General features: G+C 74.4%; 22 protein-coding genes and 1 pseudogene. 9 read left to right on the top strand and 14 right to left on the bottom strand.

Going from position 1 to position 23,294, the window contains the following annotated elements:
• Positions 1 to 21 precede the first annotated feature (21 nt).
• From ACH4PU_RS08285 to ACH4PU_RS08270, 4 genes are all read right to left on the bottom strand, one after another.
• Entirely contained in the window at positions 22 to 741 is a 720-nt protein-coding gene (locus tag ACH4PU_RS08285; protein WP_398267843.1) for a pyridoxamine 5'-phosphate oxidase family protein, read from the bottom strand.
• The gene (locus ACH4PU_RS08280; protein WP_398267840.1) at positions 741 to 2,693 is read right to left on the bottom strand and encodes a globin domain-containing protein; all 1,953 of its coding nucleotides are present in this window, start codon (positions 2,691 to 2,693) and stop codon (positions 741 to 743) included. Before ACH4PU_RS08280 ends, ACH4PU_RS08285 begins: the two co-directional genes overlap by 1 nt.
• Before the next feature lie 281 nt (positions 2,694 to 2,974).
• Positions 2,975 to 3,613, bottom strand: a complete 639-nt coding sequence (locus ACH4PU_RS08275; RefSeq protein ID WP_398267837.1) for an HAD family hydrolase — start codon at positions 3,611 to 3,613, stop codon at positions 2,975 to 2,977.
• 76 nt (positions 3,614 to 3,689) lie between these two features.
• Positions 3,690 to 4,919 (bottom strand): MFS transporter, encoded by a 1,230-nt coding sequence (locus ACH4PU_RS08270; protein WP_398267834.1) that lies wholly within the window; start codon positions 4,917 to 4,919, stop codon positions 3,690 to 3,692.
• Positions 4,920 to 5,274: 355 nt separating this feature from the next.
• Here ACH4PU_RS08270 and ACH4PU_RS08265 point away from each other — a divergent pair, with 355 nt between their 5' ends.
• Together ACH4PU_RS08265 and ACH4PU_RS08260 are read left to right on the top strand one after the other, a co-directional pair.
• Positions 5,275 to 5,736 carry a MarR family winged helix-turn-helix transcriptional regulator gene (locus tag ACH4PU_RS08265; RefSeq protein ID WP_398267831.1) on the top strand — a complete coding sequence of 154 codons (462 nt, stop codon included), beginning with the start codon at positions 5,275 to 5,277 and terminating at the stop codon, positions 5,734 to 5,736.
• A gap of 126 nt (positions 5,737 to 5,862) precedes the next feature.
• Complete coding sequence (locus ACH4PU_RS08260) at positions 5,863 to 6,315, top strand: GNAT family N-acetyltransferase (protein ID WP_398267828.1); 453 nt, start codon at positions 5,863 to 5,865, stop codon at positions 6,313 to 6,315.
• 46 nt (positions 6,316 to 6,361) lie between these two features.
• Here ACH4PU_RS08260 and ACH4PU_RS08255 read toward each other — a convergent pair whose 3' ends face one another.
• Entirely contained in the window at positions 6,362 to 7,141 is a 780-nt protein-coding gene (locus tag ACH4PU_RS08255; protein WP_398267825.1) for a TetR/AcrR family transcriptional regulator, read from the bottom strand.
• A gap of 130 nt (positions 7,142 to 7,271) precedes the next feature.
• Here ACH4PU_RS08255 and ACH4PU_RS08250 point away from each other — a divergent pair, with 130 nt between their 5' ends.
• Positions 7,272 to 10,475, top strand: a complete 3,204-nt coding sequence (locus ACH4PU_RS08250; RefSeq protein WP_398267822.1) for a BTAD domain-containing putative transcriptional regulator — start codon at positions 7,272 to 7,274, stop codon at positions 10,473 to 10,475.
• A gap of 49 nt (positions 10,476 to 10,524) precedes the next feature.
• Here ACH4PU_RS08250 and ACH4PU_RS08245 read toward each other — a convergent pair whose 3' ends face one another.
• The 4 genes from ACH4PU_RS08245 to ACH4PU_RS08230 form a co-directional block, all read right to left on the bottom strand.
• On the bottom strand, positions 10,525 to 11,286 hold the full coding sequence (locus ACH4PU_RS08245; protein ID WP_398267819.1) for an ABC transporter permease: 762 nt from the start codon (positions 11,284 to 11,286) through the stop codon (positions 10,525 to 10,527).
• On the bottom strand, positions 11,283 to 12,221 hold the full coding sequence (locus tag ACH4PU_RS08240; RefSeq protein ID WP_398267816.1) for an ATP-binding cassette domain-containing protein: 939 nt from the start codon (positions 12,219 to 12,221) through the stop codon (positions 11,283 to 11,285). Before ACH4PU_RS08240 ends, ACH4PU_RS08245 begins: the two co-directional genes overlap by 4 nt.
• A gap of 127 nt (positions 12,222 to 12,348) precedes the next feature.
• Positions 12,349 to 13,476: a pyridoxal-phosphate-dependent aminotransferase family protein gene (locus tag ACH4PU_RS08235; RefSeq protein ID WP_398267813.1), complete on the bottom strand. Its 1,128-nt coding sequence runs from the start codon at positions 13,474 to 13,476 to the stop codon at positions 12,349 to 12,351.
• Between the two features lie 212 nt (positions 13,477 to 13,688).
• Entirely contained in the window at positions 13,689 to 15,110 is a 1,422-nt protein-coding gene (locus ACH4PU_RS08230) for a serine hydrolase domain-containing protein (RefSeq protein WP_398267810.1), read from the bottom strand.
• Between the two features lie 101 nt (positions 15,111 to 15,211).
• Here ACH4PU_RS08230 and ACH4PU_RS08225 point away from each other — a divergent pair, with 101 nt between their 5' ends.
• A complete protein-coding gene (locus tag ACH4PU_RS08225) occupies positions 15,212 to 15,727 on the top strand; it encodes a MerR family transcriptional regulator (protein WP_398267807.1) in 516 nt (171 codons plus the stop codon).
• Positions 15,724 to 16,083 (top strand): thioredoxin family protein, encoded by a 360-nt coding sequence (locus ACH4PU_RS08220; RefSeq protein WP_398267804.1) that lies wholly within the window; start codon positions 15,724 to 15,726, stop codon positions 16,081 to 16,083. The genes ACH4PU_RS08225 and ACH4PU_RS08220 overlap by 4 nt, the downstream gene beginning before the upstream one ends.
• Before the next feature lie 11 nt (positions 16,084 to 16,094).
• On the opposite strand, the gene ACH4PU_RS08215 is transcribed toward ACH4PU_RS08220, so the two are convergent.
• Positions 16,095 to 16,517, bottom strand: a complete 423-nt coding sequence (locus ACH4PU_RS08215; protein ID WP_398268490.1) for a MarR family winged helix-turn-helix transcriptional regulator — start codon at positions 16,515 to 16,517, stop codon at positions 16,095 to 16,097.
• A gap of 185 nt (positions 16,518 to 16,702) precedes the next feature.
• On the opposite strand from ACH4PU_RS08215, the gene ACH4PU_RS08210 reads away from it, so the two are divergent.
• Positions 16,703 to 17,080 carry a cupin domain-containing protein gene (locus tag ACH4PU_RS08210; RefSeq protein ID WP_398267801.1) on the top strand — a complete coding sequence of 126 codons (378 nt, stop codon included), beginning with the start codon at positions 16,703 to 16,705 and terminating at the stop codon, positions 17,078 to 17,080.
• Between the two features lie 19 nt (positions 17,081 to 17,099).
• On the opposite strand, the gene ACH4PU_RS08205 is transcribed toward ACH4PU_RS08210, so the two are convergent.
• Both ACH4PU_RS08205 and ACH4PU_RS08200 read right to left on the bottom strand, forming a co-directional pair.
• Positions 17,100 to 18,290 carry a MerR family transcriptional regulator gene (locus ACH4PU_RS08205; RefSeq protein WP_398267797.1) on the bottom strand — a complete coding sequence of 397 codons (1,191 nt, stop codon included), beginning with the start codon at positions 18,288 to 18,290 and terminating at the stop codon, positions 17,100 to 17,102.
• Positions 18,291 to 18,419: 129 nt separating this feature from the next.
• A complete protein-coding gene (locus ACH4PU_RS08200) occupies positions 18,420 to 18,935 on the bottom strand; it encodes a MarR family winged helix-turn-helix transcriptional regulator (protein WP_398267793.1) in 516 nt (171 codons plus the stop codon).
• 87 nt (positions 18,936 to 19,022) lie between these two features.
• Here ACH4PU_RS08200 and ACH4PU_RS08195 point away from each other — a divergent pair, with 87 nt between their 5' ends.
• Complete coding sequence (locus ACH4PU_RS08195) at positions 19,023 to 19,910, top strand: EamA family transporter (RefSeq protein ID WP_185940380.1); 888 nt, start codon at positions 19,023 to 19,025, stop codon at positions 19,908 to 19,910.
• 63 nt (positions 19,911 to 19,973) lie between these two features.
• A complete protein-coding gene (locus tag ACH4PU_RS08190) occupies positions 19,974 to 20,618 on the top strand; it encodes an NAD(P)-dependent oxidoreductase (protein ID WP_398267788.1) in 645 nt (214 codons plus the stop codon).
• 58 nt (positions 20,619 to 20,676) lie between these two features.
• On the opposite strand, the gene ACH4PU_RS08185 is transcribed toward ACH4PU_RS08190, so the two are convergent.
• Positions 20,677 to 21,462, bottom strand: a complete 786-nt coding sequence (locus ACH4PU_RS08185; RefSeq protein ID WP_398267785.1) for an oxidoreductase — start codon at positions 21,460 to 21,462, stop codon at positions 20,677 to 20,679.
• Between the two features lie 188 nt (positions 21,463 to 21,650).
• A complete protein-coding gene (locus ACH4PU_RS08180) occupies positions 21,651 to 22,229 on the bottom strand; it encodes a TetR/AcrR family transcriptional regulator (RefSeq protein WP_398267782.1) in 579 nt (192 codons plus the stop codon).
• A gap of 121 nt (positions 22,230 to 22,350) precedes the next feature.
• On the opposite strand from ACH4PU_RS08180, the pseudogene ACH4PU_RS08175 reads away from it, so the two are divergent.
• Positions 22,351 to 23,243 (top strand): annotated as a pseudogene (locus ACH4PU_RS08175) (NADP-dependent oxidoreductase).
• Positions 23,244 to 23,294 lie beyond the last annotated feature (51 nt).

Genomic DNA, 23,294 nt, shown 5'->3' with positions numbered 1-23,294 from the left:
CGCCCCACCCCCACTCGCCCCTCAGGGACGGCCGGCGGCGGCCCCGAAGTAGTCGCCGCCCCTCCGGCGGCCGCCGACCGCCGGACCGGCCCCGTCCTCGCCGAGCCGCCCGTCGCCGACCCGGCTCAGCCAGGGGATGTACTTGCCGCAGTGCACGTACGCCTCCTCCACGGTGACCTCCACCCAGACCGGCGTACGGCGGCCGGGCGCGTCCTCAACCGGCAGGCCGGGGTGGGCGGTCCGCATCTCGGCGTCCTCGACGACCCTGGCGCGCCCGTTGACGTGGAGGCCGACGCGGTCGCGGAAGAAGTCGACGAGCAGAATGCCGACCCGGGGGTTCTCCTCGATGTTGCCCAGGCTCGCGAGGACCCCGTTGCCCCGGTACTCGGGGTAGGCGAGGGTGCGCTCGTCCAGCGCCCTGAGGAATCCGGGCGGCCCGGCCCGGAAGCTGTTGTCGCAGGCGCCGCTCGCGTCGGCGGTCGCCAGGAAGAACATCTCCTGCCGGGCCAGGAACTCCCGCATGGCGGAGTTGACGTGGGCGAGCGTCTGCTCGGCGTAGAAGCGGTCGGCGCGGTCGACGGTGCCGAACCGCTTCTGCAGGGCGTGCTCCCCCGCACTGCCCGGGCGCGGAGCAGGTGGTTCCGGCAGCACCGGCGCGTCCGCCACCACGAGCTTGTTCACCACCGGGAGCTCGCCCGTCACCACGAGCTCGTCCGTCGCCGCCCGCTCGTCCGTCCGCATCAGCCTCTCGCCTCCGCAAGAAGTCCGTCGATCCCGTCATGGCGTATTCGGTGGGTCGGGATGCCGGCCCCCACCAGGGTGTCCAGACCGCTGCGGATCATCGCCGGCGGCCCGGAGAGGTAGGCGTCGTACGCGTTCCACGGCCCGTACGCGCGCACCACGTGCGGGAGTTGGCCGCTGAGGGCGCTCGTCGGGCCGTCGGACACCACCGGGCGTACGGACAGCCAGGGGTGGGTGCGTTCCAGTTCCCGCATGGTGTCCATGTCGTAGAGGCCGCCGTCGTGCCGGGCGCCGTAGAACACCTCGACGGGCCGGCGGCCGCCGTGCTCCGCGACGTCCTCGACGAGCGCCTTGATCGGGGCGATGCCGGTGCCGCCGCCGAGGCACAACAGCCCGTTGTCAGTGGTGTGGTCCACAATCATGGAACCGGCGGGAGGACCGAGTCGCAGGACGTCCCCGGGGCGGGCGCGATGGACCAGCGCACCGGACACCCAGCCGGCGGGGACGGCCTTGACGTGGAGGGAGAGCAGTCCGTCCGGACGGGGGGCGGAGGAGAAGGAGTAGTGCCGCCACACACGCGGCCACCAGGGGGTTTCGACGCTGGTGTACTGGCCGGCGAGGAAGGGGTACGGCTGGTCGGGGCGCAGGGTGAGCACGGCGATGTCCGGTGTGCGGAGTTCGTGCCCGACGATCTCCGCGTGCCACCAGGGGGGTGAGCCCGGTTCGTCCTCGGCGGCGGCGTCGATCATGATCTGGGAGATCACCGTGTAGACCCGCACCCAGGCGGCCTCCGTCGCCGGACCCCAGGTGCGGGTGGCATAGCGGGCGAGAGCGCCGATGAGGCTCTCGCCCACGGCGGGGTAGTGCTCGGGCCGGGTGCCGTACTTGCGGTGCCCGCGCCCCAGCGGGGAGAGGTACGCGGTGAGGGCCGCCACGTCGTCGACGTAACGGGCCGCCGTGAGCAGGGCCTTGAAGAGGCGGTCGCGTTGGGCGTCCATGGCCGGGGGGAACAGGTCACGCAGTGGGGGGTGGTGGAGGAAGAGCAGCGCGTAGAAGTGCGAGACGACCGTGTCGGCGATCGGCTCGATCTCGGCCAGGGTGCGGCGGATGAGTTCGCCGTCGGGGGCGGCGTCGGCGCGGCCGGCCGTGGCGGGCGGCGGGGTGGCCGTGGCGGGCGGCAGCTCGGGCGGTGCAGGGGGAAGCCGGTCGTGGGGGTGCGGTTGCGGGTGCCCGCCGGGGCGTTGCGGGCCGTCGTCCGCCGCCGTCCGGCGTCCGGTGCCGGCGCCCTGGCCGGTACCTCCGCCGGGGCCGACGTCGTGGAAGTGTCCGGCAGACGACCCGGGCCGGGCGCCGGACGCGTCGGCCCGGCCGGGCCGGACCCCATCTGCGCCGACAGCACCGGCACCGGCACCGTCGCGCACGCTCCGGGCGTCCTTCCCGCCGTCGCGGTGCGGACCGTCAGGGGCGGCCCGGTCGTGTCCGCCCGGAGCGTCGGGGGCAGGACCACCTTCGCGGTGCGGATGGCCGGGAATGGTGCGGCCGTGTCCGCCCGGAGTCCCCTGGGCGGGCCGTACGTCGCGGTGCCGACCGTCGGAGGCGGTGCGGCCGTGTCCGTCCGGGCCGCCCGGGCCGCCCGGCTCGGGGGTGGCCCGGCGGCGGCCGGCGCGTAAGGCGCCGCGGATGGCGGTGGTGGCGTCGGGGCGGCGAGAGCCGTCCGGGGCGGGGGAAACGCCCGGGGCGGGCGAGTTGGCCGGCGCGGGGGAGCCACCATGCGCGGAGGAGTTGGCCGGGGCGGAGGAGTTGGCCGGGGCAGGGGAGTTGCCCGGAAGTGGGGGTTCCCCGTGCTCCGGGCGGTGGGTCGTCGAGGGGCTGCCGGGTGGGGTGAACCAGCCCCAGTCGCCTCGCCTGCCGGGTGCGCCGCCTTCGGGCGACGGGCGGCTCGGAGCGTCCATTCGTCTCTCGCCTCGACCATCTCTCGTCGGTCCGCGCCGCCCGGCCGAGCCGGGCGGTGCCCGCGATCCCCTTGGGGTGATGGGGTGTTCGGTGCCGGGTAGCATGCCAGCCCGCGCCCGGGCTCCGGCCGTTTCGCGGAACTCCGCGCGGCGGGCGGTCGATTGCGGTTATGGTTCCCGGTTCGAACGGACGGTTGGGCGACGGTTGGACGACGAATGGGCGACGCACGGCGCCGGGTGCGCGACGCACGGGCGGCACCCGGCGGCCTGGCCGGCCGCGGTTACCCGCGCCCGTCCCCGACCAGCGCGTAAGCCTCCCTGAGGTCAAGGCCGTTGTACGCGAGCGAGGCGACGTCACGGACGTGGTGGTCGGCGTTCACGGCGACGGACACGGGGACGGCGGCGAAGAGCCGGGCGTCGGACATCGAGTCGCCGTACGCGACGCAGTCGGCGCGCGTGAGCCCGTACGCGGCGCAGAGCTCGTCCGCGATCCGCACCTTCGCCTCGGCGCTGAGGATGCCCGCCGGATCCACCGGTTCACGGAACGGGATCGCCGGCCACCGTGAACCGCGGGTGGCGTGGGCGCCCCAGCCGGTGAGGCGTTCCACGAAGAACTGGGGAGACAGCGAGATGACCGCGCAGCGCTCGCCCCGGGCCTCGATGTCCGCCCAGACGTCCTTGATCCCTTCCAGCCAGGGCGCGTTCTCGAAGGCCGCGGCCACCACGGCGTCCGTCAGCGCCTCGCCCCACAACGCGCAGGCGGCCGCCGCGAAGCCGGCCGGGTCGATCAGCCCGTCGAAGAAGTCCCGTTCCAGCGCGTCGATCTCCCGTTCGCAGCCGAGTTGCCGGGATATCTCGATCGCCGCCGCGGAGCCGTGCACGAGAGTGCCGTCGAGGTCGAACAAGTGCAGTCTGCTCATGGCGGGAAGCGTAGGCAGGCGGCGGGGCGCCCTCCGAGGGAATATCCCCCGGGGCGCCCCGCCCTGCCCCGCCCCGTCAGCGTCCTGCCGCCACGGCCGTCCGGGCGTCGGAGACGTCGGAGGAGTCCCCGACCGTCCGGCCGGCGACGCGGCTCGCGTCCGTCGTCCGCCGCTCCAGGCCCGCCGAGACGAGGGCGAGCACCAGGGCACCGGCGGTCATCGCCGCGCCGGCCCAGGTCGGCGTCGTGTAGCCGAACCCGGCGGAGATGATCAGGCCGCCGAGCCAGGCGGCGATGGCGTTGCCCAGGTTGAAGGCGCCGATGTTGCCGGCGGAGGCCAGGGTCGGGGCGGCGGCGGCCTGGTCGAGCACCCGCTTCTGGAGCGGCGGCACGGTCGCGAAGCCGAACCCGCCGATCAGCGGCAGGGCGATGGCCGTGGTGACCTTGTTCTCCGCGGCGAGCGGCAGCAGAGCGAGGGCCAGGGTGAGTCCGCCGAGGGCCGTGAAGAGCATGGGCATCAGGGCGCGGTCGGCGAACCGGCCGCCGATGAGGTTGCCGCCGAACATCCCGAAGCCGAAGAGGACCAGCAGCCAGGTCACGGAGGACGGCGCGTACCCGACGACGTCCGTGAGGACGGGCGCCATGTAGGTGCTGAGGGTGAAGACGCCGCCGAAGCCGAGGACGGTCATGGCCATGGCGAGCAGCACCTGCGGGTTGCGGAAGGCGGCGAGCTCGCCGGAGACCGGGGTGCGCTCGGGGTGGGGCAGCCGCGGCACGAGGGTGGCGATGCCCAGCATGGCGAGCAGTCCGAGGACGGCGATGGCGGCGAAGGTGACGCGCCAGCCCGCGCTCTGGCCGAGCAGGGTCCCGAACGGGACGCCGACGATGTTGGAGACCGTCAGCCCCGAGAACATCATCGAGATGGCGCCCGCCTTCTTCCGCGGGGCGACGAGCCCCGCGGCGACGATCGCGCCGATGCCGAAGAACGCGCCGTGCGCGAGGGAGGCCACGATCCGGCCGGCGAGCATCACGCCGAAGACCGGGGCCACGGCGGACAGCGCGTTGCCCGCGGTGAACAGGCCCATCAGGGAGATCAGCATCTTCTTGCGGGAGACGCGGCTCCCGAGGATCGCGAGGATCGGGGCGCCGATGACGACGCCGAGCGCGTAGCCGGTGGTGAGCCAGCCGGCGGTGGGGACGGAGACGTGGAATTCCTCCGCCACCTCGGGAAGCAGGCCCGAGGTCACGAATTCGGTGGTGCCGATACCGAAGGCGCCTATGGCGAGCGCCAGCAGGGCGAGGGGCATGAGGGGGTCCTTGGGTCGGGGAGGCTCTCGGAGGGGCGGGAACGCGGGGGTCCGTCCGGGGCGTCGTCGGCCCGGAGCGCGGGGACGGGCGTGCATGCGGCGCGCGCCCCGGTCCGCCGCTACGGGCGCCGGACCGGGCAGGCCGTTCCGGCCCGGCGTCCGTGGGTACGGCCGGGGTGCCCGCCGGTCCATGCGCGCAGCCCCAACCGGCGTCCACAATAATTGCAGACGCCTGTTACTTGCAAGCGCCGACTATTGCGCTGGGGCGGTATCCTGGTGATGACGGCCCGGAGGCCGCCCCCGCACCCGTGTGCAGCGTCGCCGCCCGACGGACGACCGAACGAAGGAGGGCCCCATGACTCGCACGCTGGACCCCGCACTGGCCGGCCTGGCCCAGGGCTGGTGTGCCCTCTCCGCGCTGCACGGCCGGATCGAGGCGCACATCGAGCGTGCGCTCCAGGCCGCGCACGGCCTGAGCGTCCGGGAGTTCTCCGTCATGGACGTGCTCAGTCGGCAGCACAGCGGTGAGGGCGGTCACCTGCGCATGAACGAGGTCGCCGACGCGGTGGTGCTCAGCCAGAGCGCCACGACGCGCCTGGTCAACCGGCTGGAGGACCGCGGCCTGCTCACCCGCTACCTGTGTCTCACCGACCGCCGCGGCATCTACACGGACGTCACCGAGGCAGGGCTCGCGCTGCTGGCCGAGGCCCGTCCGACCAATGACACCGCCCTGCGCGCAGCGCTCCGGGAGGCCGCCGCCCGGCCCGAACTCGCCCCGCTCGTCGCCGCGGTGGAGTCGCTCGCTCCGGTCTCGTGACGGCCCTTGTGCCGACCCTCGTGACCATCTCCATGGCGCCCCCCCCCGTGACAACCCCCGCGACAGCCCTCGCGCCCTCGCCCCGACCCTCGTGGCGACGCCATGCCGGCACATAAGGTCGCGATCATGAGCGACATCGAGTTCCGGCGCGCGACCGTCGACGACATCCCCGCCATCGTGGCCATGCTGGCCGACGACCCGCTCGGCTCCCGACGGGAGTCACCCGACGACCTGACCCCCTACCTGGAGGCGTTCCGCACCCTGGACGCCGACCCCCATCAGCACCTGACCGTCGCCGTCCGGGACGGCCGCACCATAGGCACGCTCCAGCTCACCGTCATCCCCGGCCTCTCCCGGCGCGGCTCCAAGCGCGCGCTCGTCGAGGCGGTCCGCGTCCACGCCGACGAGCGGGGGAACGGCATCGGGGGCCGGTTCATGCGGTGGGCCATCGAGGAAGCCCGCCGCCAGGGGTGCGTGCTGCTCCAGCTCACCTCGGACGCGACCCGGGTGGAGGCGCACCGCTTCTACGAGCGGCTCGGCTTCGAGGCGTCGCACCTCGGGTTCAAGTACCACCTCTGAGCCCTCCGGACCCGGCGGGTCCGCGGGTCCGCAGGGTCCGCGGGCTCTACAGCTCCCCCTCCCGCCCCCGCACCCGCTGCCCCGCCCGCCGCCGGTGCGCCTTCTGCCGGCACGCCCCGCCGCAGTACCGGGCGGGCCGTCCGGTGCGGGCGGCGGGCAGCGCGGTCCCGCACACCGGGCAACCCGTTTCGTTACGCCGTGGTGGCGCCTGGACGGGGAGTTTCGTCACGTTCCGGCCCGGCCGCAGAGCGTCGCACATCAGGGCCGTCATCCGCCCCGGCTCGCCGTGGGAGCCCCGCCGCTGCTCCATCGAGAGGCAGCCGAGCAGCAGGACCAGCACGTCGTCCAGCGTGACGTCCCGCCGTACGGCACCGGCCAGTTGGGCCCGGTGCAGCAGGACGGACAGCGCCTCGCGGAAGTCCCGCTCCACGCCCGGCGACGGGTCGAACCGGCCCTCCGCGCTCGCCTCCAGGGCGTCACAGAGGCCCTTGTTCCGCGCCGACAGCCGGACCACCGACGCCAGGTACCGGAAGAACACCGGGCCGGGGTCGGCCGCGTCGGCCAACTCCCGTGCGGTGTCCGTGAAGAGCCGTACACGGTCCACGACCGTCGCCCTGAACAGCGCTTCCTTGGAAGGGAAATGCCGGTACACGGTGCCCGTACCGACCCCGGCCCGGCGCGCGATCTCCCCCAGCGGGACGCTCAACCCGGCCTCCTGGAAGGCGGATCGGGCCGCCTGGAGCACCAGCTGGCGGTTGCGGCGCGCGTCCGCCCGGAGCGGGCCCGGCCGGCTGCCGGAGGGCGTCGGAGCGGGATTCCGCGACATGGTGAGGGCCTCGAGAAGGAGCGGGACGGAAGCGGGATGAGAGTTCCGATTCTAACGCGGCGGATCGAGTGGGCGGCCGAGGCGGATCGGGCCCGGCGAGCCCGCCGGACGCCCATGGCAAAATCAGCGCGTGCAGATCGGGATGCTGGGTCCGTTCGAGGTACGCGCGAACGACGGCGACTTGGTCGACGTGCCGGGCGCGCGGCTGCGCGCGCTGCTCGCCGCCCTCGCGCTCACACCGGGCCGGGTGGTCCCGAAGGCGTCGCTCGTCGACTGGATCTGGGGGGAGAACCCGCCCGCCGACGCGGCGAACGCCCTGCAGCGCCTGGCCTCCCGGCTGCGGAAGGCGCTGCCGGACGGCGACGCGGTCGAAGGCCGGACGGACGGCTACCGGCTGGCCGTGGACCCCGACGCCGTCGACGCCGTGCGGTTCGAACGCCTCGTCACCGCCGCGCACACCCGTACGAAACCGCCCCGCACAGCGGACGGGCGCACGGCGGAGGCCCGTACGGCGGACGCCTCCGAACGGGCCCGGCTGCTGAGCGAGGCCCTCGGCCTGTGGCGCGGCGCCGCCCTGCAGGACGTCCCCCTGCGGGACAGCGCCGCGTTCGACGCCGCCGCCGGCCGGCTGGAGGCGCTGCGCCTGGCCGCCCTGGAGGACCGGTTCGACGCGGAGATCGTCCTCGGGCGCGGCGCGGAGTCGGTCCGGGAGCTGACCGACCTGGTGGCCGCGCACCCGCTGCGGGAACGGTTCGCCGCCGCCCTGATGCGCGCCCTCGCCGCCGCCGGCCGCGACAGCGAGGCGCTGCTGGTGTACGAGCGGGCGCGGGAGGCCCTGGCCGACGCGCTGGGCGCCGACCCCTCCCCGGAACTGGCCGCGCTGCACGTCGCGCTGCTGCGGGGCGAGGTGGTGCGCCGCGAGGAGCCCCCGAAGACCAACCTGCGCGCCGAGCTGACCACCTTCGTCGGCCGGGACGCCGACATCGCCGCCGTCCGGGAGCTCGTCGCCGGGCACCGGCTCACCACCGTGCTCGGCCCGGGCGGCTCGGGCAAGACCCGGCTGGCCGCGGAGACCGCGCGGACGCTGCTCGGCGAACTGCCGGACGGCGTCTGGCTGGTCGAGCTCGCCGCCCTCGGCCCGGACGGCGACGTCGCCGACGTGGCGCACTCGGCGCTCGCCGGGCTCGGTCTCCGGGACGCCCTCCTCGGCGGCGCCCCGAACGCCGAGCCCGCGGACCGGCTCGTCGCCGCCGTCCGGGACCGCGAGGCCCTGCTGATCCTGGACAACTGCGAGCACGTCATCGAGTCCGCGGCGGTCTTCGCCCACCGGCTGCTCGGCGAGTGCCGGCGGCTGCGCATCCTGGCGACCAGCCGGGAGCCGCTGGGCATCACCGGCGAGGCGCTGTGGCCCGTCGAACCGCTGGCCCTGCCGAAGGCGGACGCGGAGCCGGGCGTGATCGCGTCGTCCCCCGCCGTCCGGCTGCTGCGCGACCGGGCCGGGGCGGTGCGCCGGGACCTCACGGCCGACGACCGCACCCTGACGACCTTGGCGCGCGTCTGCCGGGCGCTGGACGGGATGCCGCTGGCGATCGAACTGGCCGCGGCCCGCCTCCGGACGCTCTCCGTCGACCAGCTCGCCGCCCGCCTCGACGACCGCTTCCGCCTGCTGACCGGCGGCAGCCGGACCGCGCTGCCGCGCCACCGCACGCTGCGGGCGGTCGTCGACTGGAGCTGGGAGCTGCTCACCGACGCCGAACGGGCGGTCCTGCGCAGGCTGGCGGTGTTCTCCGGCGGCGCGAGCCTGGAGGCGGCCGAACACGTCTGCGCGAGCGAAGCGGACGGCGTCACGCGCGACGACGTCCTCGACCTGCTCACCACCCTGACCGAGAAGTCCCTGCTGGTCGCCGCGGACGACGGCGCCCCGCGCTACCGCATGCTCGGCACGATCAAGGAGTACGCCGCGCAGCGCCTGGCGGAGGCGGGCGAGACGGAAGCGGCACGCCGGGCGCACCTGGCGTACTTCACCGAGCTCACCGAGACCGCCGACGCCCACCTGCGCCGCGCCGAGCAGCTCGACTGGCTGGCCACGCTCGACGCCGAGCACGACGACATCGTCGCGGCGCTGCGCGGCGCGCTCGCGGCCGGCGAGGCGCAGGCGGCGATGCGGCTCGCGGCGGGGGCGGGCTGGTACTGGTGGCTCAGCGGGCACAAGGCCGAGGGCCACGAGCTGGTCACGGCCGCCGCCGCGGCGCCCGGTACGGCGGATGACGACGTCCGGGCGATGGCGTACGGGCTGGTGGTGCTGTTCGTCAGCGGCGGTCAGGGCGACGAGCACCACGCGGAGCACTGGATCCGCGAGGTGCACCGGCTCAGCCGGAACCGGCGGCACCGCTACCCGCTGCTGAGGCTCGTCGATCCGCTGGAGCGCATGCTGCGGGCGCCCGGCTCGGCCCTGTCCGCGTTCGAGCCGCTGCTCGACGACGAGGATCCCTGGGTACGCGCCCTGGGCCGCTGGCACCTGGGCAAGATGCGGGCCATGCTCGGCCACGGCGGGCGGGAGGCGGACGCGTACCTGGAGGGCGCGGTGGCCGAGTTCCGGGCGCTGGGCGAGCGGTACGGGATCTCGATCGCCCTGACCGAACTGGCGGAACGGATCGCGGTACGCGGCGAGTTCGCCGCCGCGTGCGAGCACTACGAGCAGGCGATCGCGGCCGTCGCCGAGGTCGGCGCCACCGAGGACGTCATCCGGATGCGGGCCCGGCAGGCCCGCCTGTACCGGCTGCTCGGCGACGAGGCGGCGAGCGCCGCGGCCCTCGCCGAGGCGACGCGCCGCGCGGAGCGGGTCACCTGGCCGGACGCGCTGATCGACTTGGCCCTGGTACGGGCCGAACTCGCCCGCTGGCGGGGCGACACCGAGGAGGCCCGCCGGCAGCTCGGCGTCGCGACGGCCCTCTGGGGCGACGAGGCGGAGCAGCCGAACGTCCGCGCGGGACGCCACGATCTGCTCGCCTACCTCACCGACGACGTCGAGGAGTCCCGTTCGCACCGCGCGGCGGCCTGCGCGGCGGCGGCCGAGGCAGGGCACGCGCCGCTGATCGCGCAGGTGCTCGTCGGGGTCGCCGACCTGGCGCTGCGCCGCGGCGAACCCGCGCAGGCGGTGCGGCTGCTCGGGGCGAGCGCGGCCGTACGGGGGCTGCCGGACCGCTCCCACCCGGACGCGATCCGGATCGAGCGGGTGGCGCGGGGGCGCCTCGGTGAGGCGGCCTTCGCGGGGGCGGCTCGGGAGGGGGCGGAGGGGGACTGGGAGCGGCTGGTGAGGGTGGTGCTGTCGTAGAGGCGCACCCCTCGGGTGCCCCCGGCCCTCAAACGCCGGACGGGCTGCGTCACGCCCGCTTCTTGAACGTCGCGACCGCCCACGCGTACCCCAGCACCGCGAACCCCACGCACCAGGCCACCGCCGCGGCCGCGTCGCCGCCCGACGGGTGTCCTGCCAGGAGCCCGCGCAGCGTCTCGATGATCGGGGTGAAGGGCTGGTACTCCACGAACTGCCGCACGCCGGTCCCCATCGTGTCCGCGGGCACGAACGCGCTGCTCAGGAACGGCAGCATGATCAGCGGAACGGTGGCCATGCCCGCCGACTCCACGGTCTTCGCGGCGAGTCCCAGGGCGACGGTCAGCCAGCCGGCCGAGACGCCGAGCAGCAGGATCATCCCCACCACGCCGAGCCAGTCGAGGGCGCCCGCCCCCGGGTCGAAGCCCATCGCGAAGGCGACCCCGACGATGGCCGCGCAGGCGACGAGGCAGCGCAGCGCGGTGATGACGACGTGCCCGGTCAGTACGGCGCCCCGGGAGACGTCCATGACCTTGAACCGGTTGATGACGCCCTTCGTCATATCGGAGTTGACGGCCGCCGCCGTGGTCCCCAGCCCGTAGCTGACGGCCATGACGAGCAGGCCCGGCGTCACGTAGTCGATGTACTTCTCGCCGACGGCGAAGCCGCCGCCGAGCACCTTGACGAACATCAGCATGATGACGATGGGGAAGAGGAGCGCCTGGAACACCGTGACGGGATTCCGCACCGTGTGCTTGAGGTTGCGGCGCAGCATGATCAACGAGTCGGCCAGGGGCGCGGGGAGCGTGGTCACGGCGCGATCGCCTCCTTGTGAGCGTGGTCGGTGAGGGAGAGGAAGACGTCGTCGAGGTCGGGGGTGTGGACGGTCAGTTCGTCGGCCTGGACGCCGGACGCGTCGAGCCAGTCGAGGAGGGCGCGGAGTTCGCGCTGGCTGCCGTCGCTGGGGATCCGCAGGGACAGCGTCTCGTCGTCCGCGGTCACCTCGCGCAGCGCACCGGCGGCGGACCGGTACGCGGCCGGGTCGGTGAACCGCAGCCGCACGTACCCGCCGGAGACCAGCCGCTTCAGTTCGTCGGGGCTGCCCTCGGCGGCGATCGCACCGCCGCTCAGCACCGCGACGCGGTCGGCGAGTTCGTCGGCCTCCTCCAGGTACTGGGTGGTGAGGAAGATGGTGGTGCCGTCGGCCACCAGCGCGCGGACGATGTCCCACATCGTGCGGCGGCTGCGCGGGTCGAGGCCCGTCGTCGGCTCGTCCAGGAAGATGATCCGAGGGGTGCCGACCAGCGTCATCGCCAGGTCCAGCTTCCGGCGCATGCCGCCGGAGTACGCCGCCGCCGGCTTGTCCGCCGACTCCACCAGGTCGAACCGCTCCAGCAGCCCCGCGACCACCCGGCCGGCGGAGCGGACGCGCTTCAGGTCGGCCATCAGCCGGAGGTTCTCCCGGCCGGTGAGCAGCTCGTCCACCGCCGCGAACTGCCCGGTGACACCGATGGCCGCGCGGACGGCCCTGGTCCCGGTCGCGACGTCGTGCCCGGCGACGCGCACCGTTCCGGCGTCAGCCCTCGCCAGCGTCGTCAGGATGTTGACGGTCGTCGTCTTGCCCGCGCCGTTCGGGCCGAGCAGGGAGAAGACCGACCCCGCGGGGACGTCGAAGCCGATGCCGTCGAGGACGACTTGATCACCGTATGTCTTGCGCAGTCCCGAGACCGCGATCGCCGAACCGTTCATGCCCCTACCGTCGCGGCCGGCCCTGACACGCGGCTGTCACGCCCCTGACACGGGCCCTGACACGTGTCTCCGGACAGCGAAGCGGCCGGCGCGCACGCCGCGCACCGGCCGCTTCACCATCCGGACGTCAGCCCCGGACGAGGCCGTCCCACTCCGCCCCCGCCGCGGCCAGCACCTCGTCGTCGTCCGCGACCAGGACGCCGAGCGTCCGCAGGCCCGCCGCGAGGGCCGCCAGGGAGTCCAGGACGGTGGCGCGGGCGGCGGCCGTCCCGTAGTGGTTCACCCGGATCATCTCCTTGGCGAGCGCGCCACCGCCCGCCTGGAGCGGTACGGACGGGTCGGCCGCCAGGGCCGCCGCGACGATCTCCCGCGCGTCGACGCCCTCGGGCGCGCGCAGCGTGGTCGCGGCGGGCGCCGCGTGCTCGGGCCGGATGACGTACGGGGTGAGCCCGCCCAGCGCGCGGACGCCGGTGCGGGTGGCGCCCCGGGCGGCCAGGTGGCGGCCGATCACCGCGTCCAGGCCGTCGGCCGCGATCCGGTCGGCCGCCTGCTCCAGGGCAAGCATCTCCAACTGGGCGGGGGCGTGCGGCAGTACCGCGCGCCCTCCGTCGATCCAGCGCTCCTTCCAGTCCAGCAGGGACAGGTACGAGCGCCGGGGCGCCTGCTCGTTGGCCGCGATCCGCTCCCACGCGCGGGCGCTGACCGACACCGTGGACACGCCCGCCGGACCGGCCATCGCCTTCTGCCCGCCGATGACGCACAGGTCCACGCCCCACTCGTCGGTGAGCAGCGGCTCGGCGGCGACGGAGGCGACGGCGTCCAGCATCAGCAGCGCGCCGTGCTTCCGCACCACGCGGCCGATCTCGGCGACCGGGTTGGTGTTGCCGGTGGCCGCCTCGGCGTGCACCAGGCTGACGAAGTCGATCTCCGGGTGGGCGCGCAGCGCGTCGGCGATCCGCTCCGGACTCACCGCGCCGCTGAACGACGCCGACACCGTGACCACGTCGGCGCCGCAGGACCGCAGCCACCCGCCGAACGTCTCGCCGTACGGCCCGGTGATCACGTTGAGGGCGGTGCTGCCGGGGCGCACGGCCGAGCGGATGCACGCCTCCAGCGGCAGCAGCGCCTCGCCCTGCATGGTGACGACGGTCTCGCGGGTGCGCATCAGCGCGGCGATCTTGTCCTCGATGCGGGCGAAGTGGTCCGCGCCCAGCGGCGCGAGGTCGAGCAGGTCCGGTGCGGTGTTCGCGGTCACGGTGCCTTCCAGGATGTGGTGGCGCCGGGTCGCGGCGCCCGCCGGTCTCTGCCCAGACCCTACGCCGGGCCGCCCCGGGGCGTACCAGGCCGTCGGCGCAGGCCGTAACGGGCCGCGGGCGCGGGCCGTCCGGGGCGTACCGAGCCATCGGCGCGGGCCGCCCAGCCCCTTTCCGAGCCGGTGGCCGTGCGGCCATGCGGCCGGTCAGCCGTTCAGCGCCAGCCGTCCTCCGCCACCCCGCCCGGAACGGCGTCCTCCGGCGCGTACGGCTCCCTGGTGAAGACGAAGGAGCCGATGTCCAGGTGGCTCACCGTGCCGTCCGCCCGCCGGACGACCCGGAGCGTCTCGCCCGTGAAGTAGTGGTCGAGTCCGGTCCACGTCCCGTCCTCCTCCGGCCGGAACCGCGAGGCGCGCACGCCCCCGCCGGCGAGCGGCGCCAGGTCGAGCGTCCGGCCCGGTCCCAGTCGGAGGGCCATGGCCCGGGGCCCCCAGTACCAGGGGCCGGTGAGCTCCAGCAGCGCGAGGTCCGGGTCGGCGTCCGGGCGCCACGGCTCCGGAATGCGGGGCTCCGTCTCGGCGGTGGTCAGCACGAGCCGGGCGGCGAGCGACACGACCTCCGGCATGGACGTCTGGTTGGCGAGGGTGGCTGCCGCCACGCCCTCCTCCGGGGAGGCGAGGACGGCCCCGACGAAGCCCGGCATGGAACCGGCGTGGCCGACCAGGACCCGGCCGTCCATCCGGATCAGCTGGAGACCGAGGCCGTAGGACGCGCTCCAGTCCGCGTTCTGCGGCTCGGCCGCGGGCCGCCGCATCTCCGCCAGGGTCGCCGCGGAGAGCACCCGCTCGTCGCCCTCCATCAGGAAGGCGGCGAACCGGCCCAGGTCGGCGGCGGTCGACCAGAGCTGCCCCGCCGGCGCCATCAGGCCGGTCTCCGCGGCCGGTTCCGGAAGGACGACGTCCGCCCAGGGGTGCACGGCCCAGCCCTCCGCGTGGGGGGCCTCCGGTCCGTACGTCGTCCGCTCCATGCCCAGCGGCAGCAGCACCTCGCGGCGCAGGACCGGGTACCAGGGCTCGCCCCGCAGCTTCTCGACGAGCGCGCCGAGCAAGGCGTAACCGGTGTTGGAGTAGTGGTACAGCTCCCCCGCCCGGTGCCGCTGCGGGCGCTCGCCGAACAGGTCCTCCGGCGTCGGGCGCAGTTCCCCGTCCGTCCGCTCCCACCACGGGCCGCGCGACTCCGCGGCCAGGCCGGAGCCGTGCGCGAGGAGTTGGGCGACCGTCGCCTCCCCGCCGGCCGGCGTGTCCAGGTGACGGCCGAGCGGGTCGCCCAGGTCGAGCAGGCCCTCGTCGCGCAGGCGCAGGACGAGCACGGCGATCAGGGCCTTGGTGATCGACCCGATGCGGTACTGGGTCGCCTCCGGATCCGGATCACACCCGTCCACCGTCCCCCGGCCCGCGGCCCACACCGGCCGCCCGTCCCGGACCAGGGCCGCCACCAGGGACGGGGCCCGGCCCTGGACCTGGGTGGTGGCCACGTGGTGCAGGAGCGCCCGGCGGGTCGCGGGCAGCAGGTCTGCGAAACGGTCGGTCTCCGTGATGCCGGAAGGGCTCGTGGTGTTCTCGTGATCCCTGGTCATTTCCGCAGCCTAAACAGTCCCTCCGGGACGGAAGGAGATTTTCGTCTTCCCCCGTGCCCGACGCTGGCCTTGACGTCCGCGTCAACGTTTACGGTCGGTCCATGCGGATAGGGGAACTGGCCGAACAGGCCGGCATCAGCACGCGCGCCCTGCGGCACTACGAGTCGCTCGGCCTCCTGCCCGCCCGCCGCGCGGGCAACGGGTACCGCGACTACGACGAGGCCGACCTGCGGCTCCTGCGCCAGATCCGTACGCTCCAGGACTTCGGCTTCGGCCTGGAGGACACCCGCCCGTTCGTCGAGTGCCTGCGCGCCGGCCACCCCGCGGGCGACTCCTGTCCGGCGTCCCTGGAGGTCTACCGGCGCAAACTCGCCGAGCTGGACGAGTGCATCGAGCGGCTGGCCCAGGTCCGCGCCGAGGTGAGCGCACAACTGGCCCGCGCCCGGCGGGAACGCGCCGCGCTGCAAGCGGAGGCCGACGTCCCGGGCGGCCCGCCGCCGCGCTGCGCGCTCACGCCGGGCGACGCGGGGGGACGCCGGGCGGGCCTGAACGATCCCTTCCCCACCCCCACGGAATCCCTCACTACTCTTCCCTCACGGAGGAACGGCTTCTCATGACCACAACCACCGCCACCACCCCGGTAACTCCCGTCACCGACGCCACCTTTCCCGCCGAGGTCCTCGCCTCCGACCTGCCCGTCCTCGTGGAGTTCACCGCCGACTGGTGCGGCCCCTGCCGGCAGATCGCCCCGGTCCTCGCCGAACTGGCGGCGGCCGAGGCGGGCCGGCTGAAGGTCGTCTCGCTCGACGTGGACTTCAACCCCGCGACGGCGGCGGCCCACCGCGTGCTGTCGGCCCCGACCCTGACGCTGTTCCGGGCCGGCGAGCCCGTCCTGACTCTGGTCGGCGCCCGCCCCCTGCGCCGCCTGCGGCAGGACCTCGCCGCCGAGCTGCCCTGGATCGCCCCCAGCTGACGGGCACGGGCTCACCACACGGGCCGCAGGGGCGGCGGTTCGTCACCGCCCACGGCACGGACCAGCCGGGCGAGTTCGGCGTGAAGGACGGGCAGGTGAGGACCGCCGGGCCGGTCGCCGAGCTCGGCCTCCAGCCGGTGCATGACCCGCCCGGCGACGGCCAGGTGGGCATGGGCCGCCTCGGTGAGGACGACGAGCCTCCGCCGCCCGCCCGCCGGGTGCGCCTCCCTGCGGACGTACCCCGCCCGCTCCAGCTGGTCGACGAGCTGTCCGGCCGCCTGCTTCGTCATCCCCAGCCGTTCCGCCAGCTCACTGGCGGTGGCGCCCCCGCCGCGCAGGATCTGGAACACCATGCCGTGCACGGGCCGCAGGTCACCGTAACCGGCCTCCGCCAAGCGCGCGTTGAACTCCCCCAGCAGGAGCTGGAAGCCCATGCCGAGCAGGAAGGTGAGTTCGAGGCCGGGGAAGGGGTCGTCGGCACGGCTGATCGGGTCGTCGGTCACGGAAACATGCTGACACAGGAAAGTAAAGCTGCTTTACTCATTCGCGTCCGGCGCGAGTAAAGCAGCTTTACTCCGCGTCGACGCCCGCCGATCCCGCAGCCGCCCTTGGAGCGACGATGCACGTCATCACCCCGTCCGTCGACCGCACGACCTTCACCCCCAACGCCGTCATGACCCACCTCGCCGCCCCCAGCGCGGGCAGCACCGAACTCAGCACGTGGCGCGTGCGGATGGAGGCGGGCGCCGCGGGCCCGGAGCACTCCATGGACCGCGAGCAGGTGTGGACGGTGCTCAGCGGCGCACTCTCCTTCACCGCCGACGGGACCACCGAGACCGTGCGCGCGGGCGGCGCGGCCGTCCTGCCGCCCGGCGTGGTGCGCCAGGTGCGCGCGGCGGACGACGCGGGCGCCGAGGCGCTCGTCGCCATGCGCGCCGACGGGCAGGTGTCCATACCGGGCCAGCCGGGCTCGCGCGCGCTCCCCTGGGCCTCCTGAGCGCCCCACCGCCGCCGGCTTACCCCTGCCGGTCCGGAGCGGCGGCGGTGTCGCGGACCGGCATGACGAGGGTCGTGAAGCTCCCCTGGTCGGCCGAGCGCACGACGACCGGGCCCGTGGGCGACGCGATCTCCAGCAGCGCGTCGGGGCCGACACCCGCGTCCAGGGCCGCCAGGAGCACCGCCGGATCGAAGGCGACGCGCAGCGGCGGCCCGGTACACACGGCGCGCAGGGTGACGCCGTCGGCGCCGTCGCCGGTGACGACGAGTTCGTCCCCCTCCGCCCGCAGCAGTACGGGACCGGCGCCGGCCACCCGGTCGGCACCGAGCGCGCCGCACAGGCCGGCGCGGTCCACGATCACCCGGTGCCGGGGGACCGGCAGCTCGTCCAGGATCGGCCGGTACGCGGGGAACTCCCCTTCCGTGTAAGGGGCCACGGTCCGGGTCTCGTCGCCGGCGCGCAGCCTGAGGCCGTGCCCGTCGAGCACCACGGTCACCTCCGGCCACCGCAGCGCCCAGGACGCCGCCCGTCGCAGGCCGGGGACGTCGACGAGGACGTGGCGGCGGGGGCCGGCCCAGTCGTCGGCGTCCTCCGCGCGCAGCACCCGGACGGCGAGGCGGTAGCGGTCGGTGGCCACCAGCCGTACCTCGTCCCCCTCCAGCTCCAGCAGCACCCGGCCCAGCGCCGGGAACGCCTCCCGGCCGGACCCCTCGGCGGCGGCGGGCGCCACCTGCCGTACGGCCGCGGCCAGTTCGGGGCCGCCCAGCCGCGCCGACACCCTGCCACCGGCCGTGGGCAGGGTGCCCAGCAGGTCCTCGACCGCCGTCCGGGCCGCCGCGGCGGCGGCGCGGGTGGTCCGCAGGTGGTCGCGGAGGATCCGTGCGGCCTGGTCCGGAGGGCCGTCCAGCACGGACACCGCGTCGACGAGCGGCAGGCCGGCGTCTCTGAGCCGGCGGACGAGCCGGGCGCGGCGCTCCTGGTCCGGGCGGTAGGAGCGGTAGCCGGTGGCGGCGTCGACGTGGGCGGGGCGCAGCAGGCCGCAGTCGTCGTAGAAGCGCAGGGCGCTGGGGGCCAGCCCGACCCTGCGGGCGAAGGCTCCGATACTCAGGAGGGGCTCGGGGGACTCAGGGGGCTCAAGGAACTCAGGCGGCTCAGGCGAGGGGGACGCGGGATCGCCTTCCGAGTGACGCGGGGTGTCCGTGGGATGCATGTGGGGGATCCTCGGCCTTCGAGCGGCTTGAAGGTCAAGGCCGGCGCAGAGGCCCGGGGCGCCCCCGGGCCCAAGCCCTCAGACGACTCAGCCGGCGCGGCAAGCCCCGTCGGCCCGCGACGAGTTGTGTCAGCGCGCCGCCCCCACCGGTCCGGCCGGCCCCTCGAGTTCCTCCAAGAGTTCCCGCAACGTCTCGACGAACCGGTCCCGCTTCTCCTCCGACAGCGGCCCCAGCAAACGCCGTTCGGTCGCGAGGTGTTCCGGCAGCGCCCGGTCGATGAGCTCGCGCCCCTCGTCCGTCAGGGAGACGCGGACGCCCCGCCCGTCCTCCTCGTTGGGCGTGCGGATCACCAGGCCGCGCCCCTCCAGGCGGTCGAGGCGCTGGCTGATCGCGCCGGAGGTCACCATTCCGGCCCGCATCAGCTCGGTCGGCGTCAGACGGTGCGGGGGCGCGCTGCGGCGCAGGGTGGCGAGGACGTCGAACGAGGCCCTGTCGAGGCCGTGAGCGGCGAAGGTCCGCCCCAGCTCGGCGTCGACCACCCGCGTGAGCCGGCTCAGCCTGCCGAACACGGCCATGGGCGAGACGTCCAGGTCGGGCCGCTGGGCGGCCCACTGTTCCAGCACGAGGTCGACGTGATCTGCCACGCATCCACCCTAGCAATGCCTTAGCGGTGAGGTAGATCACCCCTCGCCGGCGATCAATTTAGCTTAGCGATGAGCTAATTTACCTTCGTGCTAAGCAAACGACTGCGTGTCCTCCTCCTCACCGCGCTCGCGCCGGCCCTCTGGGGCACCACCTACTACGTCACCACCGAATGGCTGCCCCCGGGCCGCCCGCTGCTGGCGGCGGTCCTGCGGGCGCTGCCCGCCGGCCTGTTCCTGGTGGCGCTCACCCGGCGGCTGCCGCGCGGCGACTGGTGGTGGCGCGCGCTCGTCCTCGGAACGCTCAACATCGGCGCCTTCTTCGCCCTCCTCTTCGTCGCCGCCTACCGCCTCCCCGGCGGCGTCGCGGCCACCGTCGGCTCCGTACAGCCGCTGATAGCCGCCCTCCTCTCCACCGGCCTCCTCGGCAAGCGGCTCACCACCCGCACCCTCGTCGCCGGAATCGCGGGCGTCGCGGGCGTCGGCCTGCTGGTCCTCCGGGCCGAGGCGCGGCTGGACGGGGTCGGGGTCGCCGCCGCCCTGGGCGGAGCCCTCCTCATGGCGACGGGCGTGGTGCTCAGCAAGCGCTGGCCGTCCCCGGCGCCCCTCCTCGCCACCACCGGCTGGCAACTGGTGGCCGGCGGCGTGCTCCTCGTCCCGGTCGCCCTGCTCGTCGAGGGCCTCCCTCCGGCCGGCCTGACCGCCGGGAACCTGGCGGGGTACGCCTACCTCTCCGCCGTCGGGACCGCGCTCGCCTACGCCCTGTGGTTCCGCGGCCTGCGCGAACTGCCCGCCACGGACGTGACGTTCCTCGGCCTGCTGAGCCCGCTCGTCGCCACGGCCATCGGCCTGATCGCCGTCGGCGAGCGGCTCACCGCCCTCCAGTCGCTGGGCGGCCTGATCGTCCTCGGCTCCCTCGTCGCCGCCCAGCTCCGCCCGTCGGCGGCCCGGCGCGAGGCCGCCGCCCCGACCCGCTGATCCCCTTCTGCACCGCCTTCACCGTCTTCAACGTCCTCAACGGCATTCACAAGGAGAACGACCATGCGCATCACCATCTTCGGCGCGGCAGGCAACGCGGGAAGCACCATCGCGGCCGAGGCGCTGGCCCGCGGCCACCAGGTCACCGCCGTGGTCCGGGACGCGGCCCGCTTCGACCGGCTGCCCGCGGCGGCCGCACACCGCACCGGCGACGCCGCCGATCCGGGCGACGTGGCACGGCTGGCGGCCGGCCAGGACATCGTGGTGAGCGCGGTCCGGCCCGCGCCGGGCCGCGAACACGACCTGGTCACCGCCACCAAGGCGCTCCTCACCGGCGTCGCCGGAACCGGCGCCCGGCTGCTGGTCGTCGGCGGCGCGGGCAGCCTGACCGTGCCGGGCGGCGACGGCCGTACCGTCCTCGACGACCCCGCTTGGGTGCCCGACGCCTGGCGGCCGATCGCCCAGGCGAGCACGGAGCAGTTCGCCCTCGTCCGCGCCGCCGGCCCCGACGTCGAGTGGACGTACGTCAGCCCGCCGGCCCTGCTGGAGGACGGCGAACGGACGGGCCGCTACCGCTCGGGCACCGACGAACTGCTGGTCGACGCCGACGGCAACTCGGCGATCTCGTACCAGGACTTCGCGGTCGCCCTGCTGGACGAGGCGGAGCGGCCGAGGCACCGCGGGGCGCGGTTCACCGTGGCGTACTGACCGCTCAGGAGCCGGCTCACCGTGGCGTACCGACCGCCCGCGAGCCGGCTCTCGCGGTTCACAGCACCTTGACCGTCCCGCCGTCGATCACGTAGTCCGCGCCGGAGACGTTGCCCGCCACGTCGGACAGCAGGAACGTGATCAGCGCCGCGACCTCCTCCGGCTCGGTGATCCGCCCGGTGGTGATGGCGAACGCCTCCGGCAGGCCCCGGAGGAAGGCGTCGTAGTCCTCGACCCCGGCGGCCTCCGCCACCTTCCCGCCGAAGCTCTCCGGCCCGGCCCAGATGCTGGTCCGGACGACGCCGGGGGACACGGTGTTGACGCGCACGCCCTGCGGTCCGAACTCCTCGTTGAGGGACTTCCCGAACGCGGTGAGCGCCGCCTTCGCCGCGCTGTACGCGATGGGACCGGCCGAGGGGAGGCGGGAGTTGACCGACGAGACGTTGACGATCGTCCCGCGGCGCTCGACGAGGCTGGGGAGGGCGAACCGTGAGACGCGTACGGCACTCATGAGGTTGAGGTCGAAGACGGCCCGCCACCGGTCGTCGTCGACGTCGAGGAAGCCGCCCGGCTCGACGTCGTCGCCGGCGCCGACGTTGTTGACCAGCAGGTCGATGCCGCCGAGGGCGGTGAGGGCCCGCTCCTCCAGAGTCCGTACGCCCTCGGGTGTGCCCAGGTCGGCGGAGACCGCCACGGCGCCCGTCTCACGGAGCTCAGGAGTGATCGTCCGGGCCGCTCCGACCACGCGTACGCCCTCGGCGACCAGCGAACGGACGGTGGCCAGGCCGATGCCGCGGCTCGCGCCGGTGACGACGGCGGTCTTGCCGGTGAGGTGGAGATCCATGATTTCCTCATCATTCTGGAATTGAAGGTACAAAAAGAGGGCAGGGGAGGCCGACGGGCGATCCGCCGGGTGGCCGGAGTGCGGGGTGGAGCAGGGCGGGGCGCGGCGGAGCGAGCGGACGCATCGGAAACCGCGGCGTCAGAGCCCGTCGGAGCCCGTCGGCGTCCGCCAGAACTCGCCAGGTTCGATCAGAGTCCGTCGATCACGGCGTTGATCACGCGGTCCAGCCGTTCCGGCCCGTCCGCGACCCGGGCCATGAGCCGCAGACCGATCACCGTGCTCAACAGCAGGCTCCCGACGTCCCGGGCGTCCCGGCCGGCAGCGATCTCCCCCGTCCGCTGCCCCTTCTCGATCAGGGCACGGAAAGCGTCCTCGGTGCGGTCGAACATGCGCCGGACGAGTGCGACGGCCTCTTCGTCCCTGCCGCCCAGTTCCGCCGCCGTGTTGACGGCCATACAGCCGCGGCGGACGGGGTCGGAGAGATCCATCTCGGCGAGCAGACGCAGCGTCCGGCGCAGCAGCTCCTTGACCGGACCGTCAGCCTCCAGCAACTCGACGAGCGCGAGCGCCTGGCCGTCGCGGTACCGGCACAGCGCCCGCTCGAACAACTCCCGTTTGCTGCCGAAGGCGTTGTAGAGGCTGCCCTTGCCGATGCCGAGCGCGTCGACCAGATCCTGGGGCGTGGTGGCGGCGTACCCCTTGCTCCAGAACACCTCCATGGCCCGCTCGACGGCGAGGTCCGGATCGAACTGCTTCGGCCTTCCCATGATCGATAAGCTACCGCGTTCTTGACCCGCAGGTCAATAACTACGTTCCGTACCCACTCCGCCCGGTCCGCGAAAAACTAACCGTTCCAAAATCCTAACCGTTAGTGCTACGTTCCCCGGTATGAAGAAAGTGAGCTTCGCCGAGTTCGGCGGTCCCGACGTGCTCCGCCTCATCGACACCGAGGAGCCCCACGCGGGCCCCGGACACCTACGCGTCGCCGTGCGGGCGGCGGGCGTGAACCCCGTCGACTGGAGGATCCGGGAAGGCCAGTTCCAGAAGACCCGTCCGGTCGAACTGCCCGCCGGGGTGGGCCAGGACGCCGCCGGAGTGGTGGACGAGGTCGGTGAGGGCGTCGAAGGGGTGGAGGTCGGCGACCTCGTGTTCGGGCGGGGCTCCGGCACTTACGCCGAGTACGCCGTGCTGTCGGCCTGGGCCCGGATGCCCGAGGGCCTGACCTTCGAGGAGGCCGCCGGCTACCCCTCCGTCGTGGAGACCGCGCTGCGCGTCATCCGCGAGTCCGGTGTGCGGCCCGGAGGGACGCTGCTGGTCAGCGGCGCGTCAGGGGGCGTCGGATCGGCGGTGCTGCAGATCGCCCGCGACCGCGGCATCACGGTGATCGGCACGGCCGGGGCCGCGAACCAGGACTACGTGCGCGGCCTGGGCGCTCTCGCCACGACCTACGACGAGGGCTGGACCGACCGGGTCCGGCGGCTCGGCCGCGTCGACGCGGCGCTCGACCTGGCCGGCTCGGGCGTGATCCGCGAGCTCGTCGAACTGACCGGGGACCCGCGGAAGGTCGTCTCCATCGCCGACCTCGGCGCGCCGGACCACGGGGCCCGGTTCTCCGGCGTGACGGGCGACGTACCGCGGGCCCTCGCCGAGGCCGTCGAATCATCTCCCGCGGAAGGCTCCACATCCCGGTCGAGAAGACGTACGCGCTCGCGGACGCCGCCACCGCGCACGTCGACAGCCGGGCCGGCCATGCGCGCGGCCGCCGCGTCCTGATCATCTGACCCCCTCGCCCGACACCCACCGCCCGACACCCACCGTGCGGCCGCGCGGCC

The organism is Streptomyces sp. NPDC021100 (assembly GCF_044333095.1).
Taxonomy (GTDB): domain Bacteria; phylum Actinomycetota; class Actinomycetes; order Streptomycetales; family Streptomycetaceae; genus Streptomyces.
The sequence above is the reverse complement of the archived record's forward strand: the minus strand, read 5'-3'. Positions and strand labels throughout refer to the sequence as shown.